This window comes from Blautia sp. AM23-13AC, assembly GCF_003435675.1.
GTDB classification, from domain to species: domain Bacteria; phylum Bacillota; class Clostridia; order Lachnospirales; family Lachnospiraceae; genus Fusicatenibacter; species Fusicatenibacter saccharivorans.
On sequence record NZ_QTUL01000004.1, the window covers coordinates 57751 to 72394 of the forward strand.

Annotated in this window: 15 protein-coding genes; all 15 read right to left on the reverse strand. The window is 49.3% G+C overall.

The features are described 5' to 3' along the window. Window positions 1-48: 48 nt before the first annotated feature. The 15 genes from DW642_RS06370 to def all read right to left on the reverse strand — a co-directional run bounded on the left by DW642_RS06370 (window position 49) and on the right by def (window position 14584). The gene (locus tag DW642_RS06370; RefSeq protein WP_022461068.1) at window positions 49-558 is read right to left on the reverse strand and encodes a hypothetical protein; all 510 of its coding nucleotides are present in this window, start codon (window positions 556-558) and stop codon (window positions 49-51) included. A gap of 29 nt (window positions 559-587) precedes the next feature. Further along, window positions 588-1526 carry a 16S rRNA (cytosine(1402)-N(4))-methyltransferase RsmH gene (rsmH, locus tag DW642_RS06375; protein ID WP_055265773.1) on the reverse strand — a complete coding sequence of 313 codons (939 nt, stop codon included), beginning with the start codon at window positions 1524-1526 and terminating at the stop codon, window positions 588-590. 29 nt (window positions 1527-1555) lie between these two features. Next, the gene (gene mraZ / locus DW642_RS06380; RefSeq protein WP_022461070.1) at window positions 1556-1987 is read right to left on the reverse strand and encodes a division/cell wall cluster transcriptional repressor MraZ; all 432 of its coding nucleotides are present in this window, start codon (window positions 1985-1987) and stop codon (window positions 1556-1558) included. A gap of 324 nt (window positions 1988-2311) precedes the next feature. After that, window positions 2312-3187, reverse strand: coding sequence for a prolipoprotein diacylglyceryl transferase (lgt, locus tag DW642_RS06385; protein ID WP_022461071.1), 876 nt, complete (start codon window positions 3185-3187; stop codon window positions 2312-2314). Between the two features lie 206 nt (window positions 3188-3393). Continuing rightward, window positions 3394-4491: a redox-regulated ATPase YchF gene (gene ychF, locus DW642_RS06390; RefSeq protein ID WP_022461456.1), complete on the reverse strand. Its 1098-nt coding sequence runs from the start codon at window positions 4489-4491 to the stop codon at window positions 3394-3396. A 124-nt stretch (window positions 4492-4615) separates the two neighbouring features. Further along, the gene (locus DW642_RS06395) at window positions 4616-5269 is read right to left on the reverse strand and encodes a thiamine diphosphokinase (protein WP_147326103.1); all 654 of its coding nucleotides are present in this window, start codon (window positions 5267-5269) and stop codon (window positions 4616-4618) included. A 34-nt stretch (window positions 5270-5303) separates the two neighbouring features. Further along, entirely contained in the window at window positions 5304-5987 is a 684-nt protein-coding gene (gene rpe, locus DW642_RS06400; RefSeq protein ID WP_117509647.1) for a ribulose-phosphate 3-epimerase, read from the reverse strand. 1 nt (window position 5988) lies between these two features. Further along, window positions 5989-6873, reverse strand: a complete 885-nt coding sequence (gene rsgA / locus DW642_RS06405) for a ribosome small subunit-dependent GTPase A (RefSeq protein WP_055219788.1) — start codon at window positions 6871-6873, stop codon at window positions 5989-5991. A gap of 2 nt (window positions 6874-6875) precedes the next feature. Further along, the gene (gene pknB / locus DW642_RS06410; protein ID WP_117509648.1) at window positions 6876-9143 is read right to left on the reverse strand and encodes a Stk1 family PASTA domain-containing Ser/Thr kinase; all 2268 of its coding nucleotides are present in this window, start codon (window positions 9141-9143) and stop codon (window positions 6876-6878) included. Next, complete coding sequence (locus DW642_RS06415; RefSeq protein ID WP_022463152.1) at window positions 9137-9880, reverse strand: Stp1/IreP family PP2C-type Ser/Thr phosphatase; 744 nt, start codon at window positions 9878-9880, stop codon at window positions 9137-9139. The genes pknB and DW642_RS06415 overlap by 7 nt, the downstream gene beginning before the upstream one ends. A 30-nt stretch (window positions 9881-9910) precedes the next feature. Then, window positions 9911-10951 carry a 23S rRNA (adenine(2503)-C(2))-methyltransferase RlmN gene (rlmN, locus tag DW642_RS06420; protein ID WP_117509649.1) on the reverse strand — a complete coding sequence of 347 codons (1041 nt, stop codon included), beginning with the start codon at window positions 10949-10951 and terminating at the stop codon, window positions 9911-9913. A 3-nt stretch (window positions 10952-10954) separates the two neighbouring features. After that, the gene (gene rsmB, locus DW642_RS06425; protein ID WP_117509650.1) at window positions 10955-12319 is read right to left on the reverse strand and encodes a 16S rRNA (cytosine(967)-C(5))-methyltransferase RsmB; all 1365 of its coding nucleotides are present in this window, start codon (window positions 12317-12319) and stop codon (window positions 10955-10957) included. Beyond that, window positions 12312-13007 carry a zinc metallopeptidase gene (locus DW642_RS06430; protein ID WP_022463149.1) on the reverse strand — a complete coding sequence of 232 codons (696 nt, stop codon included), beginning with the start codon at window positions 13005-13007 and terminating at the stop codon, window positions 12312-12314. Before DW642_RS06430 ends, rsmB begins: the two co-directional genes overlap by 8 nt. 86 nt (window positions 13008-13093) lie before the next feature. Then, on the reverse strand, window positions 13094-14065 hold the full coding sequence (gene fmt, locus DW642_RS06435) for a methionyl-tRNA formyltransferase (protein ID WP_055219781.1): 972 nt from the start codon (window positions 14063-14065) through the stop codon (window positions 13094-13096). 27 nt (window positions 14066-14092) lie between these two features. Beyond that, entirely contained in the window at window positions 14093-14584 is a 492-nt protein-coding gene (def, locus tag DW642_RS06440; protein ID WP_055219778.1) for a peptide deformylase, read from the reverse strand. Window positions 14585-14644: the final 60 nt, after the last annotated feature.

Here is a 14644-nt window from a genome sequence, read left to right on the forward strand (position 1 = left end):
ATGCCCCGCTTCGTTTTTTATTTTTTTTCTGTTTACTCACGTTTTCACCTATTTCGCATCCGGAACATCCTGATACTGTCTCACATAGCTGTTTTCTGAATCATCGAAATAAATTACCTGGGACTCATCTGCATATTTCATGCCGAGCCGGTTCTGTGCTGCTTCTTTGACTGCCTCAAGATCTTCGGAGGCAACCGTTGTATTGTAATAGGCGTCATTGTCCGCCTTCAGATCGCTCAATTCTTTTTCTTTGCTGGTAATGTCTTCCGCCTGCGTGGTAACCACGGTCTGCAACTTGACATACGCAACACACGCCGCGATACACAGTGTGCAGACAATGGCAAGAAAAACAGCGTAGCCCGCGCTGATCTGTGTCGCCCGTGCCCGGTTTCTTCTTGTCTGGCTGCTCACACCCGATTTCAGAGGCCGTGCTTCTTTTGGTGCTTCCTGCGGCTGTGCTGCAAGACGCCGTACCGCACTTCCGTCCTCAAACGTATCTGGCGTATAACGTTTCGTTCTATCTGTCGAATTTACCCTTCCATCTGCCCGTCTGGCCATAACTTCTCTGTCTCCTTCGTGCCGAGCCGTCACACTTTTCGTTCAAAGACGCGCAGTTTTGCGCTCTTGGAACGGGGATTTGTTTCCATTTCCTCTTCTCCCGGCAAGATCGGTTTCCGAGTTACTACGGTTCCCTTGGACTTCTTTCCGCATACACAGACCGGAAATTCCGGCGGACACGTACATGGATGCTCGTTTTTTCTGAAAATGTTTTTTACGATACGGTCTTCCAGAGAATGAAAGGTGATGACACAAAGTCTTCCACCGTCATTTAAGAGATCAATCATGCCGTCCAGTGACTCCGACAGAACGGTAAGTTCCTGGTTCACTTCGATACGGATTGCCTGAAAGGTTCTCTTGGCCGGATGGCCGCCCGTCGCCCTTATTTTTGCCGGAATCGAGCGCTTGATGATTTCGATTAACTCCCCAGTTGTTCGAATCGGCGCCTGCTGCCGGCTTACGCATATATTGTGTGCAATTTTTCTTGCAAAACGCTCTTCTCCATATTCATGGAGAATACGCGAAAGATTCTCTTCACTGTAATCGTTCACGACTTCGTACGCGGAAAGAGCATTTCTCTGATCCATCCGCATATCCAGCGGAACATCCTCACGGTATGTGAATCCACGCTCTGCATTATCCAGCTGATAGGATGAAACTCCAAGATCCAGCAGGATTCCGTCTACCCCGGTGACTCCGATTTCGGCAAGACGCGGAACCATATCGCAATAATTGCTGCGGATAATCGTGACCTGGTTCTGAAATGGTTCCAGGCGTTTACCCGCAGCAGCTATCGCAGCTTCGTCCTGATCTATGCCTATTAATCTCCCCGTGGCAGATAAGCGCTCACATATATGACTGGAATGTCCAGCGCCTCCCAACGTCCCGTCCACGTAGATTCCGTCCGGTTTTATCTTAAGGTTTTCAATGGTTTCCTTCAGTAATACTGATGTATGCGAAAATTCCATGGTCATCTCCTGTATCCCAACGAAACAGATCAGATCACAATGCCCATCTCTTCCATTGATTCGGCGATGGCATCCATATCATCATAATTGCTGTTTTCGTTCCATTTTTCCTTGCTCCAGATTTCAATCCGGTTGATATTTCCGGTAAGGACTACATCTTTTTCCAGACCAGCAAATTCCCGCAGCGTTGCCGGTACGAGAATCCTCCCCTGCTTGTCCAGTTCACATGACGTAGCACCTGCTACAAAGAAACGGGAAAAAGTTCTGGCGTTTTTGTTTGTAAGTGGTAAGGCTCTCAGCTTCTCTTCAAAGGCAGCCCATTCGTCGTTTGGGTAAATGGAAAGGCATCCGTCCAATCCCTTCGTCAGTACAAACTCTTCTCCCAGCTGTTCTCTGAACTTGGACGGTATGATCAATCTTCCCTTCGCGTCAATCGTATGACTGTACTCTCCCATGAACATAATGAAAACCCTCTTATCACCTGAAATGGCGGTCTCCCCACGCACCACTTCATGTATCGCGCCGCAGCCGGACTGCCACATCCGCTCCACAACGCACCACTTTTCACCACTTTCTACCACTTATATTTTTATTCTATATCAACTCAGGGAAAATAGCAAGGTCTTTTTTCTATTTCATTTTTAAGATTTTCCCCAAAATGCAACATTTTTATGCGCATTTTCCGCCTTTTTTATACCAATTTTGTATCAAAAAAAGAGAAAACCTTTTTTGCCAGTTTTCCCCTTTTCTGTATTTTTATTCTGTTTTTTTCACTGGTTTTATCCTTAAGAATGGGCTGTCTCCCCACCGGATGATAATTTTTTTCGTTTCCATACCACCAAGATGGTACATCCCACCACAAGGCACCCCGAAAGGAGCTGGGAAACCGGAAGTCCCACCACCGGAAGCAGAAGCTGGTCGGTGCGGAGTCCCTCGATCCAGATTCTTCCAAGGCCATATCCTATCAGATACATCAGGAACACTTCGCCGTTAAATTTTTTTCTTTTCCGAAACCAGAAAAGAAAAAGCAGGACACCCACATTCCATAAACTTTCATATAAAAAGGTGGGATGCACCTGAATATACTCGACGCCGTTTACCGTCACCACATGATCCCACATTTTCTGTGTGATTTCATTGGCACGGACCGCGGAAACCGGAAGCTGCATCGCAAACAGGTTGTTAGTGTAGTCACCGAATGCCTCACGGTTAAAGAAGTTTCCCCACCGTCCCATAATCTGACCGAACACGATGCTCATGCTCGCGGTATCCATCAGAAGGCTGAAGTTCTGTTTCTTCTTTCTGCTGTAAATCACCACCGCAATGCAGGCACCGATGATACCGCCGTAGATGGCAAGTCCGCCCTGGCGGATGTTGAAAATACTCAAAAGATCATCCTTATAATAGTCCCAGGCAAATATAACGTAGTAAATCCGCGCCCCGAGAATACCGGCTGCGATGCCGATCATCGCAAGATCGAGGTACTGCTCCGGGTTCTGCCCCGTCCGCTTTGCCTCTCTTTGGGCAATCCAGATCGCAATCATCATACCGGTTACGATCACGATGCCGTAATAGGCAATGGAAAATCCGAAAATACTGATGTTTTTTCCCACATGATCGAGATAAATCCCGAGATTGGGGAAATTAATTTCCATATCCATAGATTTTATTCTCTCTGATTTTCAGTTCATTGTTTCAACTCACAGTCGGTATTTTCACGGAGTCTGACATGTCGAAAATAGTTCGACTGTGACCTGCCTCATGTCAGTGGAGGATACCGATTTCTCTCCGCCCGCCACTGCCGTTATGTTTCTTTTAACAATTCATCCCACCGCTTTAGAAGCGGGGGACTTCTTGTCTACTGGTGTTAAACGTTAAAACGGAACAGGATGACATCGCCGTCGCGGACAATGTAATCTTTTCCTTCCATACGCACAAGGCCTTTCTCTCTTGCCCCTGCGTAGGAACCGCAGTCGAGCAGATCCTGATAATTGACAACCTCGGCTTTGATGAATCCGCGCTCGAAATCGGTGTGGATTTTTCCGGCTGCCTGCGGTGCTTTTGTTCCGACTTTGATGGTCCATGCACGGGTCTCATCCTCTCCTGCTGTAAGGAAGCTCATGAGGCCGAGCAGACGGTAGCTTGCTGCGATCAGTTTTTCCAGGCCGGACTCGGTAAGACCAAGATCCTCGAGGAACATTTTTTTCTCATCCTCTTCGAGTTCGGAGATTTCTGCCTCGATCTCGGCGCAGATAACGAATACTTCGCTGTTGTGCTCTTTTGCATATTCGCGGACGGACTGTACATAGGAGTTGTTTGCGCCGTCGTCAGCGAGATCATCCTCTGCTACGTTTGCTGCGTAGATGACCGGTTTGCTGGTCAGCAGGTTGTACTCTGCGATCCATTTCTCCTCGTCCTCGTTCTGCAGCTCCATCAGGATGGCATCTTTTCCGTCCTCGAGCAGTTTTTTCAGACGCTCCTGGAATTCGAGCTCTTTTGCTGCCTCTTTGTCCATTCTTGCAGATTTTGCAGTTTTGGAAATACGGCGCTCGAGTACCTCAAGGTCGGCGAAGATCAGCTCAAGGTCGATGGTCTCGATATCACGGAGCGGATCAATGCTGCCGTCTACGTGGATAACGTTCGGATCCTCGAAGCATCTGACAACGTGAACGATAGCGTCTACCTCACGGATATTGGCAAGGAACTGGTTTCCAAGTCCCTCTCCTTTGGATGCACCTTTTACAAGACCTGCGATGTCAACGAACTCGATGACAGCCGGTGTTACTTTCTTGGACTGATAGAAATCTCCGAGCTGCTGCAGACGCTTGTCCGGAACCGGCACGATGCCGACATTCGGGTCAATGGTACAGAACGGATAGTTTGCGCTCTCTGCTCCTGCTTTGGTCAGGGAATTGAAAAGTGTACTTTTTCCGACGTTCGGAAGGCCCACGATACCTAATTTCATAGTAATCTATATCTCCTTTGTTTTTATTTTTCGCTTCTTTTTCTGTTCGGGTTCTTTTTATGCACAAAAAGAGCCCAATGCAACTATAAATTATAGCACACGGGCTCTTTGATTTCAATGGATTTTAATCTCTTGACTGTACCATCAGAAGAATGCCGCCCTCGTACGATACATGCGCGGTCTCCTCGACGATCTCATTGCTCACGCACAGACCACCCGAAGTATTCGGCAGATAGTGATGGTCGAGCGGGTAGGCGAAGCCCTCCAGGGTGATGGATGCGACTTCCTTTTCCAGCGGGAAGAACGAAACGTACTTTCCGAACTGATCTTCTTTCCGGATTTCAAACGAAGTTTCCACCGGAATCGTAATCAGATTGCGGCTGTCCACGATGTAAGCCGGAATTTTCTTCTCCCATGCCGTTTTCAGGTTCTGCACAATACTTAAGAAATGGTCGAGTCTTCCTCCTGTTGCTCCGAGGATCGTGATTTCACTGCTTCCCAGAACAATCGCCTGCTGAAATGCGATGTCCGTGTCCGTATTGTCCTTCATGGGATTAAATTCCCGGATCGGTGCGACATGGTTCTCCTTGTAATAATTTAAAATCTCCGGAGATAAACTGTCAAAATCTCCCAGAATATACGTCGGCATAATCTGGTAATGGTAGCAGAACTCCAGTCCCCGGTCTGCTGCCAGGATAATATCAAACTGCTGTTTCTGAAGATATGGGAAGGCAAAATCCGGTTCGATCATCCCTCCCGAAATAATACATGTTCTCACGTTTCCCTGCCTCTTTTTTCTGTCTTTTTGTATCTTATTCTGCCTTTTTGCTGTATAAAGAAATTTTTTCCTGCAGCTCGCGCACGTTCTGCTCGATGTTGCTGCCAAATACAGCAGAGCCTGCCACGATGATGTTGGCACCTGCCGCAAGGACTTCATCGATGGTCGCGCGGTTGATGCCGCCATCGACCTGAATGTGCACATGCTCCAGTCCCTTTTCATCCAGCATTCTGCGGAGCGTACGGATCCTCTCCGTCGACTCCGGGATATACTTCTGGCCGCCGAAGCCAGGATAAACGCTCATAATCAGAATCATTTCTACCTGATCCATCACGTCCGTAACCGCAGAAAGCGGCGTATCCGGATTTACGGCAACTCCGGCATCTGCGCCTGTTTCATGAATCTTTTTCACGGTTTCTGCCAGATCGCGGCATGCCTCCGCGTGAACCGTGATCATATCCGCCCCGCAGCTTTGAAATTCTTCTACGTACCGCTCCGGGTCCTTTACCATCATATGAACATCAAAATACAGACTGCTTTCTTTTCGGATCGACTTTACCACCGGCATTCCAAACGAAATGGATGGTACAAACATTCCATCCATAATATCGATATGAAGCCACCGGCACTCTGCTTTCTCTACCCTTTGGATCTGTTCTCCGAGACGGTTGAAGTCTGCGGATAAAATAGAAGGTGCCAACTGATATACTCGGCTCATGCTAGTATCTCCTCTTTTCCTGTTCTTTCAGTTCTTCATAGAACATGGTATAGTTTTCAAATCTTTCTTTGCTGATATTTCCCTGTTCCAGTGCCTCTTTGACGGCACAGCCCGGCTCTTTTCCGTGGATGCAGCCGAGGAAACGGCATTTTCCTTCGTACGGATGAAATTCCGGGAAAAAGTTTTTCAGCTCCTCTTTTTCCATATCGGTTGTATAAAGCGAGCTGAACCCCGGCGTATCGCACAGATACGTCTCATGGTCGATCGGGATCATCTGGGAATGGCGCGTCGTGTGTTTTCCTTTTTTCAGCTTTTTGCTGATCTCTCCGGTCTCCATCTGGATTTCTTTCTGCATCCGGTTTGTGATCGAAGATTTTCCGACGCCGGACGGACCGGCTACCACCGTTGTTTTCCCTTTCAGGTATGCTTCCACTTCCTGCATGCCCTGCTCTTTCGCTGCACTCACCGTAAAGACACGGTAACCGCAGTTCTCATAGACGCTTCGCAGATGGTCTGTGTAATCTTCCCCCGCAAGATCTCTTTTATTGAAACAGATTGCCGTCGGAACGTTCTGCTGTTCCATCATCACAAGAAAACGGTCCAGAAGCGTCAGGTTCGGGGTCGGATTTTCCAGCGCAAAAATCACAAGCGCCTGATCGATATTGGCCACTGCCGGACGGATCAGTTCATTTTTTCGCGGCAGAATCCGGGTCATATTTCCTGTTTTTTCCGCTTCATCCAGAATCTCGATTTCCACAAGATCTCCGACGAGCGGTTTCTGGCCTTCCTTTCGGAAAATTCCTTTTGCTTTGCACTCATAAATGCCGGATTCTTCTACGTCTACGTAGTAGAATCCGGCAATTCCTTTCATAATCTTTCCTGTCATACTCACCCTTCACTCAACGGAACCGATGGGTACTGTGCAATTGCCTGATAACTTCCGCTCGAATCCATCTCATAGAAGACGATTCTTCCGGTAGAAGAAGCAGACGATGAAGCACTCCAGTTGGTGTTGACAGAATACGGCCAGCTCGTAATGGCCTGTCCGTCCATGATGGTGATGGAGGTTTCGTTTCCGTTTCCATCATCCTGGATCAGCTCAATTTTTGCAATACCACCCTGATACTGATCCGGCGCACTTAAGGTCTGGCTGCAGGACCAGGTAACATCCGTAGCGGTATTTGCGCCCGGCTCGGCCGGTGTCGGGGTCGGTGTATTCTCATCCGGCGTCGTTGGCTGTGCACTTGGGCTGTTGACATAAATCGTAACGTCCGAACCTTTCTTCACTTTGGTTCCGATTGCCGGGTCAACCTCCATGACTTCACCCTCGGCCACCTTGCTGCTGGTTCCTGTTTTTACAATAATATTGAAATCGCTCAGGATTGATTTTGCAGTTTCCTCATCCAGACCAATTACATCACGGATTGCAATTTCTTCCGCGTCCTTTGATCCCTTGCTGACAACGAGGGTAACGGTGGATTCCGGTGCAACCTGGCTTCCTTCGGCCGGATCAACGGAAATTACGTATCCTTCGGCAACGGTATCGCTGAAATCCTCTGTGGTAGAAACCTGAAGTCCAAGCTGGGTCAGAGCAGCGCTTGCAGCGTCTTTCTGTGTTCCCACAATGCCGGTCGGAATCGTTACGGTTTCTTTTCCGGAGCTTACATAATACGTAATCGTTGCATTTTTATCGACTTTCGTTCCCGGTTTCAGATCCTGGCGGCAGATCTTTCCTGCCTCAATGACATCCGATGCCTCGGTTCCGCCGTTGACCACACCAAGTTTCAGGCTGTTTGCCAGTGTGGTTGCATCTGCCTCGGTTTTATTGGTCAGATCCGGAACGGTTACTTTTTCCTCTTCTTTGCTGCTGGAAGAAACAACTTCCGTGCTGCTCGAAGATGATGCGGAACTGGAAGAGGCTGCGGTCGGTCCTTTTCCGCCGACAATGCCGGCTGCCTGTGCAATAAAGTAGATCAGCATGCAGATGATGATGGCTGCAATCGCAAAACCGCCGATTGTGATGATCTTTTCGAGTTTGTTTCCGGCTTTGTCATCGTCGTCGTCATCGTCGTAGTAGGAATCGTCGTCATCCTCATCGTAGGAATCGCGGTCATCCTCTTCTTCGTCCTCATCCTCGTCTTCTTCGTCCTCGTAGCTGTAATCTTCGTCCTCTTCCTCATCCTCGATCTTGCTGTAGCGCTTGCGGGCCGGCTCCTCTGCCGTCTGCGCATTTGCCTTTGCTGCTGCGCCGGAACGGATCTGGCTTAACTCCTCTGCGGATACCATAACAGTCTCGGCGTGAGAGCTTAACGGAGTTACTTTTACGAAATTGCCCTGCGGCTCCATCAGCGAATGCTTCAAGTCGTCGATCAGCTCCGCCATGTTATTGTAACGGCGGTCCGGGCTCTTCTGGGTACATTTTAAGATAATCTGCTCCAGTGCGAACGGAAGGTTCGGGGTATATTTGGATGGAGATTCAATCTCCTCCTGCAGATGCTTGATTGCGATGGCAACGGTGGTGTCGCCGTCAAACGGCACTCTTCCGGTTACCATCTCGTACATGGTGATACCAAGGGAATAGATATCACTCTTATAGTCCGAATATCCGCCGCGCACCTGCTCCGGAGAGCTGTAATGTACGCTTCCCATAACGTTCGAACTGATCGTATTGGAAGAAGTTGCCTTTGCAATACCAAAGTCGGAAAGTTTTACTTTTCCGTCTGTGGAAATGATGATGTTCTGCGGTTTGACATCGCGGTGTACAATATTGCGGTTGTGTGCTGCTTCAAGACCAAGGGAAACCTGAATGGCGATGCTGGTTGCCTCTTTTACGCTCAGTTTTCCTTTGCGGTCAATGTAATCCTTCAGAGTAATTCCCTCGACAAGCTCCATGACGATATAGTAAACGCCGCGGTCCTCCCCGACATCGTACACGTTTACAATATTCGGATGGGACAGTCCTGCTGCGGCCTGTGCCTCCGTGCGGAACTTGCGGATAAAGGTTTTATCCTCCCGGAATTCCGGTTTTAAAACCTTGACGGCCACCATGCGGTTCAGCTTGTGGTCTTTTGCTTTGTAGACATCAGCCATACCGCCGGAACCGATCCGGCTTATGATCTCATATCGTTCTCCTAAAATAACGCCCTCTTTTAACATTCTTTCACCTCGTTTGTAAATGGTTCAACGACAATGACTGCGATATTGTCTCTGCCGCCATTTGCATTTGCTTTATCAATTAAACGTTTCGCCTTGTCCTCACCGTCTTCTCGGCAGATGAGTTCGAAAATCTCCTCATCCGTTACCATGTTGGAAAGGCCGTCCGAGCACATCACCAATTGATTGCCCTCTTCAAGCTGAATGTCAAAGAAATCAATCTTTACGGTATCCTGTGTGCCTACTGCTCTGGTAATAATGTTTTTGTCCGGGTGATTCCGCGCCTGCTCGGGAGTGAGTTCTCCAAGGCGCACCATCTCTGCGATCAGGGAATGGTCCTGCGTCACCTGGTCAAACGTGCCATCTGCTGCCAGATACAGCCTGCTGTCTCCTACGTTTGCAACGTAGGCATAGTTGCCGACAACCGTAGCTACTACCATCGTCGTACCCATGCCTTCCATGGATATATCTCGTTTTGCCTGCTCAAAAATCTGGCTGTTTGCTGCTTCAATTCCATGCCGAATGATCCGCACCGGGTTGAAATTCGTATCCCTTTTTACAGATTCCACCAGTACAGAAACACCGTAACGCGAAGCAAAATCGCCCGCGTTATGGCCTCCCATGCCGTCTGCAACGACAAAGAGGTTCGGAAGGTTTCCGACCGGAGAGGCGGAGGCAAACACAAAATCCTGGTTCATCGTCCGTTTCTGTCCGATATCGGTTGCAGAAAATACCTTCATGCTTTTTCTCCTGTATTGACAGCCGCTTTTTTACGGCTGTTCGTTTGATTTATCAATAAAACTTTTTCTTAACTGTCCACAGGCTCCGTCAATATCAGCGCCCATTTCCCTTCTAATAGTAACATTAATTCCGTATTTTTCAAGTTTATTTTTGAAATTCTCTACGACTTTTTTCGTTGATTTCACGTAATCGCGCTCTTTGATCGGGTTGACCGGGATCAGATTTACGTGGCAGTTGATATCCGAAATACGCGAGGAAAGCTCTTTTGCATCAGCCTCGCTGTCATTTTTTCCACCAACAAGAGAATATTCAAATGTAATCCTGCGTCCTGTTTTTGCAAAGTAATTGCGACACGCATCAAGTACCTCATCAATGGAATATTTATTGGCGATCGGCATCAGCTCACGGCGCTTCTCATCGTTTGGTGCATGGAGGGAAAGTGCCAGGGTAATCTGGAGTCCCTCATCCGCCAGTTTATACATATTCGGTACAATTCCACAGGTTGAAACCGTGATATTCCGCTGGCTGATATTGAGACCCTCCGGGCTGGAAAGCAGTCGCACAAAACGCACCAGATTGTCGTAATTATCCATCGGCTCTCCCGTCCCCATCACAACCAGATTGGAGACCCGCTCCCCTGTGTCCTCCTGAATCCGGTAAATCTGATCCAGCATCTCCGACGGTGTCAGACACCGCACCAGTCCGCCGATTGTGGACGCGCAGAAGCGGCAGCCCATCCGGCAGCCGACCTGGGATGAGATGCAGACGGAATTTCCGTGGTAGTACTTCATCCAGACGCTCTCGATCACGTTGCCGTCGCTAAGGCGGAACAGGTATTTTCTCGTTCCGTCGATTTTAGACTCCTGCACCTGCACTTTTTCGAGACAGGTAAGCGGATACTGTTCCTTTAATTTTTCCCGGAAGGCAAGCGAGAGATTCGTCATCTCATCGTAGCTGCCCGCCAGACGATGATGCATCCAGTCGTATAACTGTTTGGAACGGAATGGCTTTTCTCCCATCTGCTGGCAGGCGTCCTTTAATTCGTCTAAGGTCATTGATTTAATATCCATCTGTTACGCCCGTCCTTCCTCTGTTTTCCGGAATTTTGCAAGGAAAAATCCGTCTGTCTTGTGTACCCCCGGGATCAGCTGCAGCTGTCCTTCGGCCGTTTCTCCGCTTTTCAGCTCATCCGGCAGCAGTTCATCCAGACTGACTGCTTCAAACGGGAACTGTTCCAGAAACCATGCGGCATTCTCGCCGTTTTCTTTTCTGTTGACGGTACATGTGCTGTACAACAGTGTGCCGCCCGGCTTTACGTACGATGCGGCATTTGCAAGGATTGCCCGCTGAATCCGTACCAGCTCCTCTTCTTTTTCTTTTGAAGCGTAATATTTGATATCCGGCTTTCTGCCGATGACGCCGTATCCGGTGCACGGCAGGTCTGCAATCACAACGTCCGCTTTTCCGATCCATTCCGCATCGAGCTGTTCCGCATCTTTTACCTTCGGCACGACGCAGGAAACACCTACTCTCTGCACATTTTCCCGGATCAGATCGACCTTGTATTCGGTGAGATCACGCGCTTCCACGCATCCCTGATTTCTCATTTTATCTGCTGCATGGAGGCTCTTTCCGCCCGGTGCCGCGCAGAGATCCAGCACCTGGTCACCCGGCTTTGGATCCGCCAGATGCGCCGCCATCATGGAGCTCACATCCTGAATCTGGAACCGGCCTTCCTGGAAGGCATTCAGTGATGCGATCGTCTCAAAGTTTTTCAAATAGAACGCCTCGCCAAGATACGGCGCTTTTTCCAGCTCTGCCCCCTGGCTTTCCAGGCTTTTCTTCGTCTCCTCGATCGTATTGTTCCAGCGGTTGATACGGATCGTCACCTGTTTTTCTTTCAGGAAATCCGCCATCATCGTTTCTGCCGTTTCTTTTCCGTACTGGGATACGAACTCCTCAACCAGAAATTCCGGCATGGAGTATTTCACGGAAAGATACTGCGTAGTATTGTTCTCCTTCGGCATCGGCAGATGATCTTTCTCCCGCACGATCGTGCGCAGAACGCCGTTGACAAAGCCCTTTAAGTTGTAAAAATGCTTCTTTTCCGCCAGTTTCACCGCCTCATTGACGACTGCCGAATCCGGTACTGCGTCAAGAAAACGGATCTGGTACACCGACATCCGTAAGATCGCACGAATCACCGGCTTGCATTTGTTGATCTTGATTTTGGAATACTGATTGATGATGTAGTCATTCTGGATGCCGTATTCCACGGTTCCCTCGCAGACCCGCTTGATAAACGCACGGTCCTGCCGCGGCAGGAACTGGTATTTATCGAGGGCGTCCCTTACAGCAAGATGGCAGGGCGTTTTCTCCCTGTCCATCTCAAGCAGAATGTTCATAATCAGCTCTCTTGTATTGATTGTATCAGTCATCATTTCTCCTAAATGCTCCGGATAAAATCAGCAGCCGGAGCAGCTGCAGCAGAGAACCGATCACCGCTGCCACGTATGTCATGGCTGCAGCCCAGAGTACTTTCTTGACTCCGTCGTGTTCCGTCTCTGTCACCATACCGCCCTCACTGAGCATTTTTAATGCTCTTCTCGACGCATCGAACTCGACCGGAAGTGTTACCACCTGGAATGCCAGTGCCAGCACAAACAGCCAGATACCGGCTTTCACCAGCATTGGAAGGCTGAAAATCAGTCCGATCAGGAACAGCGGCCAGAAAAGCTGGGATCCAAGGTTCGCTGCCGGAACAATGGCGCTTCTTACTTTCAGCGGCACGTAATCCGTATTATGCTGTACGGCATGGCCGCACTCATGCGCTGCGACGCCGATCGCTGCGACCGAGGTTGAATCGTAAACCGCATCCGATAAATTCACGGTTTTTGTCCGCGGATCATAGTGATCGGTCAGTTTACCGGATACGTGGCGGACGGTCACATCGTAGATGCCGGCCTGATGCAGAATGCGCATCGCCGCCTCGCGTCCCGTCATGCCGCTGTACGAGCGGACGGTCTGATATTTGCTGAAAATCGTGTTCATGCGGGCGGATACCGCCATGGAAATCAGTGCGGCAAGAATCACCAGCAGATACGTACTGTCATAAAAAAGTCCCATATCGTTTTTCTCCTTTTTTCTCAGGCACAGCAGCCATCACACCGCTGTGCAGTTCCCCGCCTTAACTTCAGGTTGCTTTTTCTCTTTTATTCGCCAAGTCTGGTACCCGGCTCGATCGCATAGCCGCGCAGGAAATCGGCGGTCTTCATCCGTTTCTTTCCTTCGAGCTGCAGCTCCTCGATCACCAGAATGCCGTCTCCCGTCTTTACATGGAGGCCTGTCTCATCTGCCACCCAGACTTTTCCGGCACTCTTCGTCGGATTCTGTCCCGGAATTTTCGAGAACAGATCGCCGCCGAACATGGCAATGACTTTGGCATCCCAGATTTTCAGGTTCTTTCCGTTTACTTTTGTAAAAGCACTCGGCCACGGGCTCATCGCACGGATCTGACGTTCGATCTCAACGGCACTCTTCGTCCAGTCGATCTTTCCGTCTTCTTTTTTGATCATCCGCGCATACTCTGTGGTGCTTATCTCCGGCTGTTTTTCCGGTGTCACTTCGCCTTTTTCAAGTTTTGGAAGTGTCTCCACCAGAAGTTTTGCTCCGGCTGCAGCGAGCTTGTCAAAGAGACTGCCGCCGGTCTCATCTGCTGCAAGCGGAACTTCCACTTTCGTCAGCATATCGCCTGTGTCGAGGCCTTCATCCATCTTCATAATGGTTACGCCGCTCACTTCATCGCCGTTCATGACAGCCCACTGGATCGGCGCTGCTCCGCGGTAAGCCGGAAGCAGGGATGCATGAACGTTGATGCATCCGTATTTCGGCATGTCCAAAATCTCTTTTGGAATAATCTGGCCGAATGCAACGACAACGATCACATCCGGCTCCATTTTCCGGATTTCCTCGATCGCCTCTGCATCCCGCACGCGGCGCGGCTGATAGACCGGAAGGCCGTGTTTTTCGGCTGCCTCTTTCACCGGTGTCGGCATCATCTGTTTTCCGCGGCCCTTCGGTTTGTCCGGCTGGGTCACAACGCCTGTGATCTCATAACCGGCCTCCACGAGTGCCTCAAGTGTTCCCACGGAGAAATCCGGGGTTCCCATAAATACCACTTTCATCTGAAGTCATCTCCTTTATTTTAAGACTTACTCTTCGTCCTCGTACTCCTCATACTCATCGTACGTGTTGTCCCAGAGTTCGCCTTCTACTTTTTCTGTATACATATGTCCATCAAGGTGATCGCACTCGTGGCAGATGCAGCGGGCAAGAAGTTCTGTTCCCTCCAGTTCAAACGGCTGCATGTCGCGGTCCAGCGCTCTTACCTTTACGTAATTCGGACGGGTTACTGTACCGGATTTTCCCGGAAGGCTTAAGCAGCCTTCTGCTCCTGTCTGGCTTCCTGAAGTCTCCAGGATTTCCGGATTGATCAGAAGATGTGGGGTTCCATCCACATCCATGACTACGATTCTCTTTAAGATGCCGACCTGCGGTGCGGCAAGGCCGACACCGTTTGCCTCATACATGGTGTCAAACATGTCGTCGATCAGCTCGCTGATTCTTGGTGTCATCTTCTCCACCGGTCTGCATTTTTTCGTTAATACGCGGTCGCCTACGACTCTGATTTCTCTGATTGCCATAATTCTTTTCCTTTCTTTTGCTCTTCTATTATAAATAATCTATGTGTAAATAGTATGAAA

Bases quoted from the DNA above. Each gene is read 5' to 3' on its own strand.
- rpe (WP_117509647.1), bottom strand. From the start codon at position 5,987: ATGAGCCGAGTATATCAGTTGGCACCTTCTATTTTATCCGCAGACTTC.
- rsmB (WP_117509650.1), bottom strand. From the start codon at position 12,319: ATGACTGATACAATCAATACAAGAGAGCTGATTATGAACATTCTGCTT.
- def (WP_055219778.1), bottom strand. From the start codon at position 14,584: ATGGCAATCAGAGAAATCAGAGTCGTAGGCGACCGCGTATTAACGAAA.
- fmt (WP_055219781.1), bottom strand. From the start codon at position 14,065: ATGAAAGTGGTATTTATGGGAACCCCGGATTTCTCCGTGGGAACACTT.
- DW642_RS06370 (WP_022461068.1), bottom strand. From the start codon at position 558: ATGGCCAGACGGGCAGATGGAAGGGTAAATTCGACAGATAGAACGAAA.
- lgt (WP_022461071.1), bottom strand. From the start codon at position 3,187: ATGGATATGGAAATTAATTTCCCCAATCTCGGGATTTATCTCGATCAT.
- rsmH (WP_055265773.1), bottom strand. From the start codon at position 1,526: ATGGAATTTTCGCATACATCAGTATTACTGAAGGAAACCATTGAAAAC.
- DW642_RS06430 (WP_022463149.1), bottom strand. From the start codon at position 13,007: ATGGGACTTTTTTATGACAGTACGTATCTGCTGGTGATTCTTGCCGCA.
- rsgA (WP_055219788.1), bottom strand. From the start codon at position 6,873: ATGACAGGAAAGATTATGAAAGGAATTGCCGGATTCTACTACGTAGAC.
- DW642_RS06415 (WP_022463152.1), bottom strand. From the start codon at position 9,880: ATGAAGGTATTTTCTGCAACCGATATCGGACAGAAACGGACGATGAAC.
- mraZ (WP_022461070.1), bottom strand. From the start codon at position 1,987: ATGTTCATGGGAGAGTACAGTCATACGATTGACGCGAAGGGAAGATTG.
- pknB (WP_117509648.1), bottom strand. From the start codon at position 9,143: ATGTTAAAAGAGGGCGTTATTTTAGGAGAACGATATGAGATCATAAGC.
- ychF (WP_022461456.1), bottom strand. From the start codon at position 4,491: ATGAAATTAGGTATCGTGGGCCTTCCGAACGTCGGAAAAAGTACACTT.
- rlmN (WP_117509649.1), bottom strand. From the start codon at position 10,951: ATGGATATTAAATCAATGACCTTAGACGAATTAAAGGACGCCTGCCAG.